Genomic DNA, 15457 nt, shown 5'->3' with positions numbered 1-15457 from the left:
GGGGTAAGCAACATGAACAGAATTTTGCGAGTGGCTTTCGGAGCCGGTCTGCTGTCGATCTTGTCGACGGGACTCTATGCCGCCGACATCATCGAAGGCCCGACGGCTGATTATTGCCGCACCGTTGGAACGTCCAATCTCGTGCTGACCGACAACACGGTCGACCTCACGAAACAGGTCGTGAAGCTGATGGACGAGTCGGTCGCCGTCGCCAACAGCCCGGAATGGATCCATTCATCCCGGCCGGTCTTCGTCTGGGCATCGGAAGCCAAGGTCGCCTGCGGCATGGCTTACGGCTACCTGAAGACCAACTACAAGGACGAAGACACGCTCAACAAGTGCGAGTGCTTTCACGACCGCATGGTCGAGTACATGAACTGACCGCAGCGAGAGCACACCGGCGGGTCCGATGATTGGCGATCGCGCATCGCTCGCCGTGATCGCCGGAGCGATTGCGCTGACCGGTTGGCTGGTGCCGGCGGCGCCAGCCAGGGAATTCGAACCGTCTTCCGTCGAACAGGCAACATCAGACATCGCAACGCGGCGGATGCACTGCAGTGCCGCAGCCCAGTGGTCGCGCGAGACCTACAAGGCGTTCGCGACCTGTCAGGCATCGATCTACGGTCTTGAACCGGCACTGGCGCATGCCGTGATCGAGATCGAAAGCGGCTTCGATCCTGACGCACGCGGGGGCGCTGGAGAAGTCGGACTGATGCAAGTCATGCCGGCGACCGCGCGCATGCTCGGCTTTCGCGGTTCGCTCGAGAATCTCAGCGCGCCCGCGACCAATATCGCGTTTGGCGTCGAGTATCTGGCGCTCGCGAACAAGCTCGCCGGCGGCGATCTGTGCACGACCGTGATGAAATATCGCGCTGGCCACAACGAGACCCGGTTCTCGGCACTTTCCGTTCGCTATTGCGAGCGTGCGAGAGCCATACTGGCAAGGGATGGCCTGGAGGTAGCCGGGCCGTTGCCTGTGGCGACATTCGGGTTTTCTGCCCTTTCGCAGGAAAGCATGCCGACAGGGGCAAAGCGTGTCTGTGTGCGCAGGTTTTTCGTGCCCGGCCCACGCTACATGAGATGTGCCGACTATCGAACCGTGGAGCAGGCCAGACGCATCAAAGCGCTCAGGGCCGAGCTGTTCCGTGACTGAGCACTTCGGTCGAATGGGGCCGCCATGATATATCGTGCGGACGAGACCGGGAAAGACATGTCGTCGCCATGCGCGGCAGACAGGGTGGGAGCAAAAAATGGAATTTGACCGGCCGGTCCACGGCCCGCGGACATGGGTGGTCGCTTCCGTGCTGGCAATGTCGTTGCTCGGCTGCCAATCGAAAGGCGCGGTGTCCGACGCGCTCGATCCCGCTGCCATCCAGGCCCCCAATCAGCCGGCTGCCGTTGCTGTCGCCAATGCAAGCCTGACAACGCAGTCACTCGGCACCGGCCCCACAAAAGTCGCCATGCTGCTGCCCCTCTCCGCCTCCGGATCCGCAGGCGAAAACGGCAGAAAGATGCTCGACGCCGCCAAGCTCGCGATGACTGATCTCGGCAACCCCCTGCTGACGCTTACCATCGAGGACACGAGGGGAGACGCGACCTACTCCCAGCAACTGGCGGTTAAAGCCATTACTTCGGGAGCGAAAGTGGTCATCGGTCCGACCGAACTGGCGGCGGCGCAGCATGTCGCCAAATTGTCGGGCTCAAACCGGCCGGTGGTTCTGGCTCTCGCGGACAATTTTGCCGGTGGCCCGGGCGTCTATGCGGTATGCCTCAGCGAGGCGGACAGCGCCGCGGCAGGCGCCGGCGCCATCGCGGCCAAGGGCGGCAAGAAGTTCGTCCTGCTGGTGCCAGCGGGCGCGAGTGCCGATATCGTCGAAAAACGGGTCGCCAACAGCCTCAGCGTGTATGGAGCCGCCCTTGCAATCACCATACCCTATACGAGCGCCGACAGCGCGGCCAAGGCGGTGGCGGACATGGGCTCGCTGGTGGACGCGCCCGATGCCGTGATCGTTGCCAGCGGCGACAGCAATCCGTCGCCAATCCTGATCGCCCTGAAGGCAAAGGGCATTCCTGGAAAATCGACCTCCGTGGTTGGCACGAACCGCTGGCTGGAGCATCCGACCAGTCCACTTTTCGAAGGCGCCTATATCGCGACGCTCGACCAACACGAAACAGGTCCGATTTCGGATCGTTTCAAGGCAACCTTCAACTACCAGGCCGACGTCAATGTCGCTTATGCCTATGACATGGTTGCCTTGACCGCAGGGATCGCGAGCGCTGCCGGACCTAACGGTTTCAACAGGCAGGTTTTCGAAAACCGGAGCGGATTTCGCGGATCGACCGGCTTGTTCAGGTTCCGCGCGGATGGATCCAGCGAACGCTCGATGCCGTTTTACCGGATTGAAAAAGGCGCGCTCAAACCGGTTGCCAAATCGACGTCCAGCTTCTAGCGAATTGGGCGCGGCAGGCCTGATGGGACAAGCCGGACGCCTTCGCATGATGATCGCGGTCGCAAGCCTCGAGCTTCTCGTCGGCATCCTGCTGCTGGTCAAGGCAGCGACCCTGTTCCCTGTCGAACGGACCGTCACCAACCCGGCCCCGGACGTCAGCGTTGAAGTCGCGCAGCACCCGGTTCGATCGATCGTCAATTCAGCCCGCAAGATTGCCCAGGATCTCATCGCACCGCCGCGGATCGAGGGGTCCGGCATGGAGCGGGTGGAACCTCGCTTGCCCCTTGGCGATCTCGGCCTCGCCCCACAACCCAAGCCATCGATGCCCAAGGATTGGCAGGAAACACCGCTGTACCATCCGGTGGCCACGTCGTCGGCCGGTTTCGAATCCATGGGGCGGAAATTGTTCATCAGCGGGACCCAAAGCGTTGCGACCGACAGGGTCTGCCTGTTTCACGAGAGTGCCTGGCCTTGCGGGCAGCGGGCGCGCGCGGCTTTCAACAACTGGATGCGCGGGCGGGCGCTGAGCTGTTTTGTACCTCCGGCGGTCGACCGCTTCCCTGTCGCGGCGACATGCAGGCTGGGCAAACAGGATGTCGGCGCCTGGCTCGTATCGAATGGCTGGGCGCTGGCCTTGCCGGGCGGCATCTATGGCAAGGCCGAAGCAACTGCGAGGACGGCGGAGATGGGAATCTTCGGCCCCCCGTAGGCGGCAGCAATCGGATTCGCCACAAAGGGCCGCATCGTCTGTTCAAAAAGCTGGCGATACGTCTCAAATTGTATTGTTCTTCGAAACCGAAATCGTAACTTGCGGGTCTTATGCTTGGCGTTCGAACGGAGATCGACGATGAGCAACGCAGCAGCTGATGTCCCGGCCCATCACGAATGGAAGAATGTCGCCTGGTTGGCTTTCCTTGGGACCATCGGCAGCTTGTGCGTCTCCCTGATCCTGAACTACCTGCTGTTGTTCAGCGAGACGCTGACGCCTTTCGGGCGTGGCATGATCACCGCAACGCTTTTGCCTTTGGTGATCTGCCTGCCGCTTTTTGTGTTCATAGGCCTGAAACTGGCCGAGATCCGTCGCTATAGGCGGGAACTTAACAGGGCCGCTACCTTCGATACGCTGACCGGTTGCCTGAACGGCAAGGTTTTCACGTCGCTGATCGAGAGACGGGCAATCAGGTCTTCCCCACCTGGCGAGCGATCGGGCGCCTTCCTGGTCATTCATCCTGAACATCTGAACGCCATCAATCTGCGCTTCGGCCTGAGCTGGGGCGACGAAGCCTTGCGCCTGATAGCCTCGACCATCCGGTCTTGCGTGCGCTCGCAAGACGTCGTCGGCCGCATAGGCGCGTCCATGTTCGGCGTCTTCCTTCCCGGAACGAGCGAGGCCGAAGCCAGGACAGTTGGCGAGCGTATCCGCGCCAGTGTCTCGCAGGTCTATTTTGCCCCTCAGGGCGCCGAGGAGATCCTGGCCGTCACCGTCGGAGGCGTGGTTTTCGAGCAGGACCTGGACTTCGAGGACATGTTCCGGCCAGCGGAAGAGAGCTTGTCGGGCAAAGGCGGTTTTGCACTGTCGCGCATTCAACCCGCTTCAGCCTGACGCCCTCCAAGACTTGTTCGGTTTTGCCGCGACTTTTGCGATAATCGGGAAAGTCGATGCCAGAATGCGTGGCTTACCGCCCGCGATCCCTCGCTACGATCCTTGGCTGAGGGCGAACGCGCAGATCCCGCGGCGCTGTCGGCGTCAGCTCGCCTCGCGCATCGCTTCGGCGGCCTGCAAGTCGACGGAGACCAACTGGCTGACGCCCTGCTCGGCCATGGTCACGCCGAACAGCCTGTCCATGCGGGCCATGGTGATGGGATTGTGGGTGATGATGACGAAACGCGTCTCGGTGGTGTTGGCCATCTCGTCCATGAGATTGCAGAAGCGCTCGACATTGTGATCGTCAAGCGGCGCATCGACTTCGTCGAGCACGCAGATCGGCGCCGGATTGGTCAGGAACACGGCAAAGATCAGCGACATCGCCGTCAGCGCCTGCTCGCCGCCCGACAGCAACGTCATGGTCTGCGGCTTCTTGCCGGGCGGACGGGCCAGGATTTCAAGTCCCGCCTCCAGCGGATCCTCGGATTCGATCAGTTGCAATTCCGCCGTGCCACCACCGAACAGATGCGAGAACAGCCGCTGGAAATGGCTGTTCACCACATCGAAGGCGGCTAGCAGCCGCTCGCGGCCTTCACGGTTGAGGCTCTGGATTGCTTGCCTGAGCTTGCGGATCGCTTCGATGATGTCCTCGCGCTCGGACACGATAGCCTCCAGGCGATCGGAAAGCTCCTTCTGCTCTTCCTCGGCGCGCAAATTGACGGCGCCGAGCCGTTCGCGCTCGATCTTCAACCGGTCGAGCTGGCGTTCGATCTCGGGCATCTCGGGCATCGGGTCGCCGGCTTCCAGGCCGGTGTGGCGGATGACCAGATGCGGCGGCGTGTTCAGCGTTTCCTGGATGCGCGCCTCGACCTCCAGCCGGCGCTCGTCCGCCGCCGTCAGCCGTTCCTCGGCACGGGCGCGGGTTTCGCGCGCTTCGGCCAGCGACTGGATGGCTGATGTGGCCGCCTTGTCCAGTTCGGCCTGCCTGTTCTCCGCTTCCTGCAACCGGTCGGCGGCCGCCTTGCGCAAGGTCTCAGCCTCGGTCAGTTGCGACAGCAGCGCACGGCGCTTGGCGTCGATCTCGTCGGGCGCATCGGCCAGCCGTTCGCGCTCGGCCTCGGCCTCGGCCTTGCGTTCGCCGAGCGAGGCGATCTGTGTCGAGGCGTTTTCGGCACGCACCAGCCAGTTGCTGCGCTCGGCGCCGATGGCGTCCAGCCGTCGCGTGCGGGCCTCGGCTTCGCGCCGCAACCCCTCATGGACGGCACGCGCGTCGGCAAGCGTGGCGCGGTCGCGAGAGACATTGGCCGAGGACTGTTCGAGCTGCAATTGCAGGTCGCCGAGATCCGGCGCGTCCTGCAGCAGCATCTCGGCCTCGACGAAAGCCGCCGATGTCTCCTCGTGGCTGTCGACGATGCGGGCGCGCGCTTCGTCCAGCGCGGCACGCCGGCTCGACAGTTCACCGCCGGCCTTTTCGGCCTCGGCCAGCGCATTGCGGGCGGCGTCCAGCCGGTGCTGGGCTTCGCGTCCGGCCTGGCGTGTGGTTCGCTCCGCTTCGCTTGCCTGGCGCAGCGCCTGCTCGGCCTGTGCCAGCGTCTCCTCGGCCTGGCGCAGGACGAGCGTCGCCTGCACCGCTTCGGCATCGAGTTCGGCAAGCCGGTTCTTCTGCGCCAGCCTTTGTGCCGCGGCGGTCGGTGCATCGGCGCTGGCGGTCAGACCGTCCCAGCGCCACAACGCGCCCTCGCGACTGACCAGGCGCTGGCCGGGAGCCAGAAGCCCCTGCAACCGGCGGCCGTCAGCGGCCTCGACGATGCCGATCTGCGCCAGGCGGCGGGCAAGTTGTGCCGGCGCGCGAACCACGCTGGCAAGGCTCTTGATCCCTTCCGGAAGCGCGGCGTCGCCGGGCTGGATTTCGCTTTCGCCCCAATGCGCCGGTGCGCTACGGTCGAGCGGCACGTCGAGGTCTTCGCCCAAGGCCGCGCCCAGGGCCGTCTCGAAGCCGCGCTCGACGCTGATCTGCTCCAGCACGGAAGCGAAGAGATCGCCGCTGGCCGCGTTCAGGATCTTGGCCAGCGTACGCGCTTCGGTCTCGATCCCAGCCAGTTCCGCCTTGGCGTCCTGAAGCGGGGGCCGAGCGGCACTTTCGGCGCCACGAGCATCGATGACCGACTGCTCGGCCTGCGCCACCGCGGCCTCGGACTCTTCCAGCAATGCCAGCGCCTGTTCGACCAGGATCCGTTTCTCGGCCGGGTCCGGCAGGCCGGCTACCTTGGCGAGGATGTCCGATAACTCCCGATCGACATCTGCGAGCTGACGGGCGAAGCGATCGCGCCGCTCGGCGGTTTCGCGCAAAGTCCGTTCGATCTGATGGCGCGAGGCGGCGGCCTCGGCGCGCTCGGCGGTCAGCGCGGCGAGCTTGGCTTCGCTTTGCGCAAGCGTCGAGGCGGCCTGTTCGAATGCCGCGCGGGTAGTGGCTTCTCGCTCCGCGGCGCCGGCGTTTTCGGAGTTCAGCGCGGCCTCTTCCGCGCGCAGGCGCTCGAGTACGTCGGCATTGTCGCGCACCATCCGCTCTTCGCGGGCGACGTCGCCGTCGAGTTGCTGCAACCGGCGCTCGAGTTCGGCCTGCCGGGTGCGGATGCGGCCGGCTTCTTCCTCGATCTGCGACCTGGCGATCGATAGCCGCTGGAAGGCTGCGGCAGCCGCGGCTTCCGCGTCGCGCAGGTCAGGCAAGCGATGGGCGGAGATGCCCTGCTCCTTGGCCGCGTTCATCTGCGTGGCGGCGCGGTCTCCGACGAGCGCCGTGGCCGTCGCCAGTGCCGAACGCGCCTCGCCTTCCTGCGTCTTGGCCAACGTCCAGCGCAGATGCAAGAGCGTTGCTTCGGCCTTGCGGATGTCGGCGGACAGGTTCTTGAAGCGGGAAGCCTGGCGCGCTTGGCGCTTCAGGCTTTCGATCTGGCTTTCCAGTTCGCCGACGACATCGTCCAGGCGTTCGAGGTTCTGCTCGGCCGCCTTAAGCCGCAGTTCCGCCTCGTGGCGGCGGGTGTGCAGCCCGGAAATGCCGGCCGCCTCTTCGAGCAGCGCACGGCGCGCCTGCGGCTTGGCCTGGATCAGTTCGCCGATACGGCCCTGCCCGACCATCGAGGGCGAGCGCGCGCCGGTCGACTGGTCGGCGAACAGAAGCTGCACGTCCTTGGCGCGCGCTTCCTTGCCGTTGATACGGTAGAGCGAGCCGGCCTCGCGCTCGATACGGCGCGACACCTGCAGTTCGTCGGCATCGTTGAAGGCTGATGGAGCCGAGCGGTCGCTGTTGTCGAGGAACAGCGTGACTTCGGCGGTGTTGCGGGCGGGGCGCGTGCCCGAGCCGGAAAAGATCACGTCGTCCATGCCGGACGCGCGCATGTTCTTGTAGGAGCTTTCGCCCATCACCCAGCGCAGCGCCTCGACGAGGTTCGACTTGCCGCACCCGTTCGGCCCGACAATACCGGTCAGGCCGCGTTCGATGACGAACTCGCCGGGTTCGACGAAGGACTTGAAACCAAGGAGGCGGAGGCGCGAAAACTTCATTCACGCGCCTCATACACCGGTTCCGCAAAACTGTACCGAGGTTTTGCGACAGGGCGCATAGCGCGCGAACAGATAGAGAGGCAGGCAGCGCCGGAGCGCTGCCGCTTCGGCGCTGAGCTGATGTCAGAGCAGAGGGTCGATGATGGCCGACATTTCCTCAATCGACATCGCCCCTTTGTAGGTCTTACCGTTGATGAAGAAGGTCGGTGTCGAGTCGACCTTGAATTCATTGGCGCCACGCTTCTGGACCGATCTCACATCGTCCAGAAGTTTCTGGTCCGTCAAGCAGGCCTCGAAGGACTCCTGTGTAAAACCGGCAAGCTTGGAGATTTGCAGCAGCGCATCCTTTGTGTTGGACACGCCGACCCAGTTCGCCTGCTGCCTGAACAAGACACCGACCATCGGGAAATAGTTATCCTTGGCGCAGCGCGCCAACATGAAACCGGCTTCGGCGCTCGGATCGAACGGGAATTCGCGCAGGATGTAACGGGCCTTGCCGGTATCGATATACTTGGTCTTCAAATCCGGGAAGGTGGTCTCGGCGAAATGCGCGCAGTGCGGGCAGGTCATCGAGGCATATTCGACGATGGTGACCTTGGCGTCATCCTTGCCGAGCTGCTTGTCGGGCAGCGCACCCGGCTTCATCAGTTCGGTCATGTCGACGGTGCCCTGCGCTTCCGGCACCTGGACCGCGGCGGGCGTGGCCGGTTTTGCGGGCGCCCCCGGGTCCGCGGGCTTCACATCCGCAGCCTTGGCCTGTTCGCCGGAGTCACTGCAGGCGGCGAGCAGGGCCACCGCCGGGATAGCGGCCAGCGAAGTCAGGACGTTTCTGCGAGAGAAGCTTTGGCCAAACGGGGTACGGCTCATACGAATCACCTGATAAGGGTTGGATTTTGCAATGCAATGGCACGAAAAAGCGAGAGTTGGCGCGAATTAAGGCATCCCTGTCCCCAATCCAATCGCGAAACCTGACGAGGGTGATCACGAATGCGAGAGATTAACGACAAACCTATGACCGTTGCCAGTCATAACTAGGCTTTCCTAGCGCCCAGAATGGTCGCACCCAGCCGTTCCAGCGAGGCGCGCAGCCCGTCATCCTCGATCAGCCCGACAGTATCGGCCAATTTCGCCTTTTCCGCCGCGCTCAGTGGCCTGAGGGCAGGTTTGGGCCGGGCTCTTCCCGAGCTTACCGGCTTCTGCACGATCCTGATCCGGCCTATCGCCCTGAAACCCAGGAAGGCGTTCACCCGGTTGATGATCTCGCCGGTCTCGTGCTGCAGATGAAGCGCGGCCATGCCTTCGCAGGCGATGACCAGCACGGCCGGCTCGAACGGATCGTCTTCGTGCAGGCGGCGGGGCCACTGGATCTTTTCGGGCCGCGAGTGGATGGCCAGGCGCGGTCCGGCAATCTCTTCCCAGGACTGGACAAGACCGATCGATATGCCTGCCCGCTTGCGCAGCACCGGATCGAGGATCTCGGTGGCGAGGTCGCTCACCGGAACGGGATTGCCGAAGGGCCTTTTCCCTGCCATGTGCGTTCTCCAGCCACGACCCAGCAGATACCGGCCAGGCCAACGCAAGATCAATGGCACCAGCAGACCAGACCCGCAAGGCCCTGACCAGCAAGGCCATCTCAGACGATACGGCGTCGCGCCTGCTCGCCTGGTACGACGCGCATCATCGCGAATTGCCGTGGCGCGTGACGCCGCGCGAGCATGCACGCGGCGTGCGGCCCGACCCCTACCGCATCTGGCTGTCCGAAGTGATGCTGCAGCAGACCACCGTCGAAGCGGTGAAATCCTATTTCCGCGCCTTTGTCGAGAAATGGCCCGATGTCGAAGCGCTGGCAGCGGCGCCGACCGAGGATGTGATGAAAGCCTGGGCGGGGCTCGGCTATTACTCCCGCGCCCGCAATCTCAAGGCCTGTGCCGATCTGGTGGCGGCACGCGGCGGCCGGTTTCCAGGCACCGAGACCGAACTTCGAGAATTGCCGGGGATCGGCGCCTATACGTCGGCGGCGATCACGGCAATCGCCTTCGACCGTCCCGCGGCCGTTGTCGACGGCAATGTCGAACGCGTCATCTCAAGGCTGTTTTCGATCACGACGCCGCTGAGCGAAGCCAAGCCCGAGATACGGACCCATGTCGAGCGCATGGTGCCGGCGACAAGGCCCGGCGACTTCGCCCAGGCGATGATGGATCTCGGCGCCACGATCTGCACGCCGCGCCGGCCACGCTGCATGCCGTGCCCGCTGCGCGAGGACTGCAGCGCCGTCATTGCGGGCGACCCCGAGAATTTCCCGGTGCGGCGGCCAAAAGCCGACAAGCCGCTGCGGCGCGGCGCGGCTTTCGTGGCCACACGTGAGGACGGCGCCATTCTTTTGCGCAAGCGGCCGGAAAAGGGCCTGCTTGGCGGCATGACGGAAGTGCCGACCACCGCCTGGACGGCGCGGGCGGACGGAGCCACCACGCAAGCGGCGGCGCCCTTTCCCGGCAACTGGCTGCGCGCCGGAAAAATCACGCATGTCTTCACCCATTTCGCGCTCGAACTCGAAGTCTTTCGCGCCCACATCAAAGGTGATGCACTGGCAGGGTATTTCTGGTCGCTGGCCCATGAGATTTCAGGCGAGGCGCTGCCCACTGTCATGAAAAAGGCAATCGAGGCTGCGATACCCGGCGCGACGAAAAAGCCGTCGCCATTGAGTACAAAGAGGCCCCATGACTGAAATCCGCCACATCGTTTTCGACATAGGCCGCGTGCTGATCCATTACGATCCGAACATTCCGTTCAGCCGCCTCATTCCCGATGCCGAAGAGCGAAAGTGGTTCTTCGACAATGTCTGCACGCATGACTGGAACATCGAACAGGATCGCGGCCGGACCTGGGAAGATGCCGAGGCGCTGCTGATCGCGGAGCATCCCGAGCACGCCGAAAACATCCGCAATTTCCGTCGCCACTGGCACGAGATGGTTCCGCATGCCTATGACGACAGCGTCGCCATTATGCTCGGCCTGATCGACAGCGGCCATGATGTGACGATGCTGACCAACTTTGCCTCCGACACGCTGGCAGAAGCGCGCGAACGCTTCGATTTCCTCGATCGTCCGCGCGGCGTCACCATTTCCGGCGAGATCGGCAAGATAAAGCCGGACCGCGGCATTTACGACTACCACGTGGCCGCGTTCGGCCTCGAACCGTCCGCGACGCTGTTCATCGACGACAGCCAGAAAAATGTCGACGGCGCCAAGGCCGCCGGCTGGCAGGCGGTGCTGTTCACCGATGCCAGTACGCTTCAGGCAGATCTTGAACGCTTTGGAATCAAGGCGTGATCTCTATCGCTTGCGGCGATCCGTTGAGAGTTTGAATCAACGAATATGATGCAAGCGGCAGGGGGTCAGCCCCCTGCCCGTTCCATGCCGAGGCGGGCGATGCGACGCAGTTCGTCGATCGGGGTCAATCCGCCGCTGCGCTCATAATGCCAGAAGGTCCAGCCGTTGCAGGCGTCCAGCCCCTGCACCTCGGCGCCGATCTTGTGGATCGAGCCGGCGCTGTCGCCGATCGCCACCGTGCCATCGGCGCGAACCTTGGCGGCCCAGCGCTTCTTGGCGTCGTAGAGCGTGGCGCCGGGCGTCATCAGCCCAGTGTCGATCAGGCTGACGAAGGCGACCCGCGGCTCGGCGCGTTTGCCGGTAAGCACGGTAAGATCCGCTTCGTCGAATGGCCGCACGGCATCGATGCGCTCATTGGCGGCGTCGATATAGGCCTGCTCGCGCTCGATGCCGACGAAGTGGCGGCCGAGGCGCTTGGCCACGGCACCCGTCGTACCGGAGCCGAAGAACGGGTCGAGCACGACGTCACCCGGCTTGGTCGACGCCATCATGATGCGGGCAAGCAGCGCCTCGGGCTTCTGCGTCGGATGCAGCTTGTCGCCATTGTCGTTCTTCAGGCGCTCGCCACCGGTGCAGATCGGGAACAGCCAGTCGGAGCGCATCTGGATATCATCGTTCGACGCCTTCAGCGCTTCATAGTTGAAGGTATAGCCTTTGCCCTTCTGATCGCGGGAGGCCCAGATCATCGTCTCATGCGCGTTCTGGAAGCGGCGGCCGCGGAAATTCGGCATCGGGTTGGTCTTGCGCCAGACCACGTCATTGAGGATCCAAAAGCCGAGATCCTGCATCTTGGCGCCGACCCGGAAGATGTTGTGGTAGGAGCCGATGACCCAGATCGTGCCGTTGGGCTTCAGCACGCGGCGCGCCGCCAGCAGCCAGGCGCGGGTGAAGGCGTCATAGGCCTCAAAACTTTCGAACTGGTCCCAGTCATCGTCGACCGCGTCGACCTTGGACTGGTCGGGACGGTGCAGATCGCCGTCCAGCTGCAGATTGTAGGGCGGATCGGCAAAGATGACGTCGATCGACTTTTCCGGCAGGCGGTCAAGGGCCGCGACGCAATCGCCTTTCAGGATGGTGTCCAGCCACTCGGACTGCTGGGGAGCGTAGGAGAGCTCGTCGAGAAGACGCACGGCTGACATTTTCACACCCAAGGCACGCGTTACTGTTTACTCGCCGTTATGGTTACCGATCAGCGTAAATATTCGGTGAAGGCGCGCGGATGGCGACCAGATTTGCGAAGGTCCGGCCGTTGGTGTATGCCGCGCCGCTTGGGCCCTGAGTGGCCATCCCCTCCATCCTCCATCGTCCGGATCACCATGCCCCAGCCAGATCTTGTCATCTTCGATTGCGACGGCGTGCTCGTCGATTCCGAAATCATCGCCGCGCGGGTCGAGGCCGAATTGATCACCCTGGCCGGATATGAAATCTCGGCGGAGGAGATTGCCGAGACCTATGCGGGTCTGACCTTCAAGGACATCCTGATCCGGATCGAGGAGAAGTCGAAAATCCCGTTTCAGGTGTCGCTGATCGATCGCGCCGAGGAACTGGTCGACCGCAAACTGCGCAGCGACGTGCGGGCCATCGAGGGTGTGCGCGAAGCGGTCGCCTCGGTCACGGCGCAGCGCTGCATCTGCTCCAATTCACGTTCGGAGCGGATCGAGTTCATGCTGGAGAAGGTGCATCTGCTGCCATTCTTCGCCGGGCGCATCTTCTCGGCGATGGAGACGCCGACCGGAAAGACCAAGCCGGCTCCGGACGTGTTCCTGCATGCCGCCGAAAAGCTCGCCGCCAACCCGGCGAACACCTTCGTCATCGAGGATTCCGTGCACGGCGTCACCGGCGCCAAGGCCGCCGGCATGCGCGTGATCGGTTTTACGGGCGCCAGCCACAGCTATCCCGGCCATGCCGATGCCCTGACGGAGGCCGGCGCCGAAACGGTCATCCGGCGGTGGGCGGAGTTGAAAAGCGTGATCGCGGCCCTGTCGGAATGGTCTGCGGATGCTTGAGATGCGTGCGCCCGGCCGGACGCACGCCACGCTGACAGCCGCCTACAGCATGTCGCGGCGAATAGGATCGCCCGACCTGCTGTAGGCTTCTGGTTTTTATGCATGTCGTTATACCGGAACCGAGGACACTTCCGGGCGACATCCATTAGTTTGTCGCGGTCGCCTTCTTCCTGTGGGTCTTCTTCTTCGGCTTGTCGGTCGTTGCCTTGGGCGCGGTTTCATCATAACCGGCATAGGCTTGATAGTCCGCGGCCGTTGGCGCCGGTACGACGACATTGGAATCGGTGAAGACAAACTGGGTGGCGACCGAGGGGTCGGTCACCTGAACCTGATACTGGTGGATCTGCGAATAAAGTACGTCGGTGCCATGCATGACCGCCGTGCGGATCGGCATGGTGATGGAGCCCGGCGTGAACTTCGGTCCGGGTACGATCTTGCCGGCGACCGCGATTTTCATCGTCAGTTGCCCGTCGGCACGGCTGCAATCGCGGGTCACGTCGCTGATCGACGCCTGATAAATGATCCTCGCCGAATCGTCGGGCGGCGTGGCAGCGGCGGCGTCGGCCGCGGCCTGGGCCGCGGCATCCGCGGCCGCGTCGCCGGTCTTCTTGAGCTTCGGCTTGGGCTTCTGGACCTCGTTGACATAGGTATTGAAGAACGCGGTGCCATCGCGCACCGTCACCCTTGGGCAATAGGCGTTCAGCTGGCTGGCCAGCACCTTGGGATCCTGTGGCGGCGGAGGCGCCGTCGGGTCCTTCTTGCCGAAGCCGAGGTTCAGGATGCCATTGTCGCCTGATTGGCAGCCGGCGGCGGCAAGCATAAAGCCCGTGAGCGCAAGACCCGCCAAAAAGCGACCACTTGATATACGAAACGCCATGAAACTGCACTTCCCTCTCGCAAAGCTGGTGACGTATATCAACCGCGCGGCAAAAATGCGACTAGAGCCGGTGCAGAAATTAACCACCTTGTGGTGAACGGAAAAACCAGCGGCAAACGGATCTGTGACATGCATTATGTGAGTACCCGCGGGGAAGCGCCCGCGCTTGGATTTTCCGACGCCATCCTGGCTGGGCTGGCGCGCGATGGCGGGCTCTATGTGCCGCGCGAATGGCCGCGCTTCTCGGCAGCCGACATCCGCGCCATGCGCGGCCTTGCCTATCCCGACCTCGCCATCCGCGTGTTGACGCCGTTTCTGGGCGGCGAGATCGCCGCGCCGGTCTTCGAGCGCCTCGTCCGCGAAGCCTATGCCACCTTCCGCCATGAGGCTGTCTGCCCGTTGGTGCAGACCGGCGCCAACACTTTTGTCCTCGAACTCTTTCATGGGCCGACACTGGCGTTCAAGGACGTGGCGATGCAGTTGCTTGCCCGGCTGATGGACCATGTGCTTGCCGAACGCGGCCAGCATGCGACCATCGTCGGCGCCACGTCGGGCGATACCGGCGGCGCGGCTATCGATGCCTTTGCCGGGCGCAGCCGCACCGACATCTTCGTCCTTTTTCCGCATGGCCGCGTCTCGCCGGTGCAGCAGCGGCAGATGACAACGTCGTCGGCTGAAAATGTCCATGCGCTGGCGATCGAGGGCAATTTCGACGATTGTCAGGGCCTGCTGAAGGATATGTTCAACGATCACGGCTTCCGCGACCGGGTGTCACTGTCGGGGGTCAATTCGATCAACTGGGCGCGAATCATGGCCCAGATCGTCTATTATTTCTCCTCGGCGCTGTCGCTCGGCGCGCCGGACAGGCCGGTGTCGTTCACGGTGCCGACCGGCAATTTCGGCGATATTTTCGCCGGCTACGCCGCCAAGAAGATGGGCCTGCCGATCGAACGGCTGGTCATCGCCACCAACGACAACGACATATTGGCACGCACCTTCGCGACCGGCGAATACCGCACCAAGGGGGTCTTTGCGACCACCTCGCCGTCAATGGACATCCAGGTGTCATCGAATTTCGAACGCCTGCTGTTCGAGGCGTCGAACCGCGACGCGGCGACCGTTCGACGTTACATGGCAGGCCTCAAACAATCGGGCGCCTTCACTATCGACGCCGCGGAAATCGCCGGGATGCGGTCCGAATTCGATGCCGGCCGCGCTGACATGGACGAGGTCGCCGCCGCCATTCGCTCGACGCTGGCAAACAGCAACTACCTGCTCGATCCGCATACGGCGGCAGCCATGCACGTGGCGGCGGGCAAGGCTGGTGCGGTGCCGATGGTGGTGCTGGGCACCGCCCATCCGGCGAAATTCCCGGCCGCCGTCGAGGCCGCCAGCGGGGTCTCGCCCGCCCTGCCCGCATGGCTGGGGGGATTGATGACATTTGAGGAAAAATACACGGTACTTCCATCCGACCTCAAAATGGTGGAAGATTACGTCAGCCGCCGCGCGCGGGCGGCGCGTTAAGGAGT

14 protein-coding genes are annotated in these 15457 nt (G+C 63.6%); 9 read left to right on the top strand and 5 right to left on the bottom strand.

Annotation, left to right across the window (positions count from 1 at the left end):
* The first annotated feature begins 12 nt into the window (after nt 1–12).
* From O7B34_RS12860 to O7B34_RS12840, 5 genes are all read left to right on the top strand, one after another.
* Nucleotides 13–381, top strand: coding sequence for a hypothetical protein (locus O7B34_RS12860; protein WP_337146385.1), 369 nt, complete (start codon nt 13–15; stop codon nt 379–381).
* A gap of 28 nt (nt 382–409) precedes the next feature.
* On the top strand, nt 410–1153 hold the full coding sequence (locus O7B34_RS12855) for a lytic transglycosylase domain-containing protein (protein ID WP_337146384.1): 744 nt from the start codon (nt 410–412) through the stop codon (nt 1151–1153).
* Nucleotides 1154–1250: 97 nt separating this feature from the next.
* Nucleotides 1251–2450 (top strand): penicillin-binding protein activator, encoded by a 1200-nt coding sequence (locus O7B34_RS12850; RefSeq protein WP_337146383.1) that lies wholly within the window; start codon nt 1251–1253, stop codon nt 2448–2450.
* Nucleotides 2451–2496: 46 nt separating this feature from the next.
* A complete protein-coding gene (locus O7B34_RS12845; protein ID WP_337146382.1) occupies nt 2497–3159 on the top strand; it encodes a thermonuclease family protein in 663 nt (220 codons plus the stop codon).
* 138 nt (nt 3160–3297) lie between these two features.
* Nucleotides 3298–4053 (top strand): GGDEF domain-containing protein, encoded by a 756-nt coding sequence (locus O7B34_RS12840; protein WP_337141615.1) that lies wholly within the window; start codon nt 3298–3300, stop codon nt 4051–4053.
* Between the two features lie 144 nt (nt 4054–4197).
* Here the strand turns inward: O7B34_RS12840 and smc are convergent, their stop codons facing one another.
* From smc to O7B34_RS12825, 3 genes are all read right to left on the bottom strand, one after another.
* The gene (gene smc / locus O7B34_RS12835) at nt 4198–7656 is read right to left on the bottom strand and encodes a chromosome segregation protein SMC (RefSeq protein WP_337146381.1); all 3459 of its coding nucleotides are present in this window, start codon (nt 7654–7656) and stop codon (nt 4198–4200) included.
* A gap of 123 nt (nt 7657–7779) precedes the next feature.
* Nucleotides 7780–8523, bottom strand: a complete 744-nt coding sequence (locus O7B34_RS12830) for a DsbA family protein (protein WP_337146380.1) — start codon at nt 8521–8523, stop codon at nt 7780–7782.
* Nucleotides 8524–8687: 164 nt separating this feature from the next.
* Nucleotides 8688–9188: a DUF721 domain-containing protein gene (locus tag O7B34_RS12825; protein WP_027142382.1), complete on the bottom strand. Its 501-nt coding sequence runs from the start codon at nt 9186–9188 to the stop codon at nt 8688–8690.
* 53 nt (nt 9189–9241) lie between these two features.
* Here O7B34_RS12825 and mutY point away from each other — a divergent pair, with 53 nt between their 5' ends.
* Both mutY and O7B34_RS12815 read left to right on the top strand, forming a co-directional pair.
* The gene (gene mutY / locus O7B34_RS12820) at nt 9242–10381 is read left to right on the top strand and encodes an A/G-specific adenine glycosylase (RefSeq protein ID WP_337146379.1); all 1140 of its coding nucleotides are present in this window, start codon (nt 9242–9244) and stop codon (nt 10379–10381) included.
* Nucleotides 10374–10985, top strand: a complete 612-nt coding sequence (locus O7B34_RS12815; protein WP_337146378.1) for an HAD family hydrolase — start codon at nt 10374–10376, stop codon at nt 10983–10985. Before mutY ends, O7B34_RS12815 begins: the two co-directional genes overlap by 8 nt.
* Before the next feature lie 65 nt (nt 10986–11050).
* On the opposite strand, the gene O7B34_RS12810 is transcribed toward O7B34_RS12815, so the two are convergent.
* Nucleotides 11051–12184: a site-specific DNA-methyltransferase gene (locus tag O7B34_RS12810; protein ID WP_337146377.1), complete on the bottom strand. Its 1134-nt coding sequence runs from the start codon at nt 12182–12184 to the stop codon at nt 11051–11053.
* A 177-nt stretch (nt 12185–12361) separates the two neighbouring features.
* On the opposite strand from O7B34_RS12810, the gene O7B34_RS12805 reads away from it, so the two are divergent.
* Nucleotides 12362–13051, top strand: coding sequence for an HAD family hydrolase (locus O7B34_RS12805; RefSeq protein ID WP_337146376.1), 690 nt, complete (start codon nt 12362–12364; stop codon nt 13049–13051).
* 145 nt (nt 13052–13196) lie between these two features.
* Here O7B34_RS12805 and O7B34_RS12800 read toward each other — a convergent pair whose 3' ends face one another.
* Nucleotides 13197–13928: a hypothetical protein gene (locus O7B34_RS12800; RefSeq protein WP_337146375.1), complete on the bottom strand. Its 732-nt coding sequence runs from the start codon at nt 13926–13928 to the stop codon at nt 13197–13199.
* A gap of 129 nt (nt 13929–14057) precedes the next feature.
* Between O7B34_RS12800 and thrC the strand changes: the two genes are divergently transcribed.
* On the top strand, nt 14058–15452 hold the full coding sequence (gene thrC, locus O7B34_RS12795; protein WP_337146374.1) for a threonine synthase: 1395 nt from the start codon (nt 14058–14060) through the stop codon (nt 15450–15452).
* The last annotated feature ends 5 nt before the right edge of the window (nt 15453–15457 follow it).

The organism is Mesorhizobium sp. Cs1299R1N3 (genome assembly GCF_037179625.1).
Lineage (GTDB): Bacteria > Pseudomonadota > Alphaproteobacteria > Rhizobiales > Rhizobiaceae > Mesorhizobium > Mesorhizobium salmacidum.
This window is presented reverse-complemented; position numbering and strand designations above follow the sequence as displayed.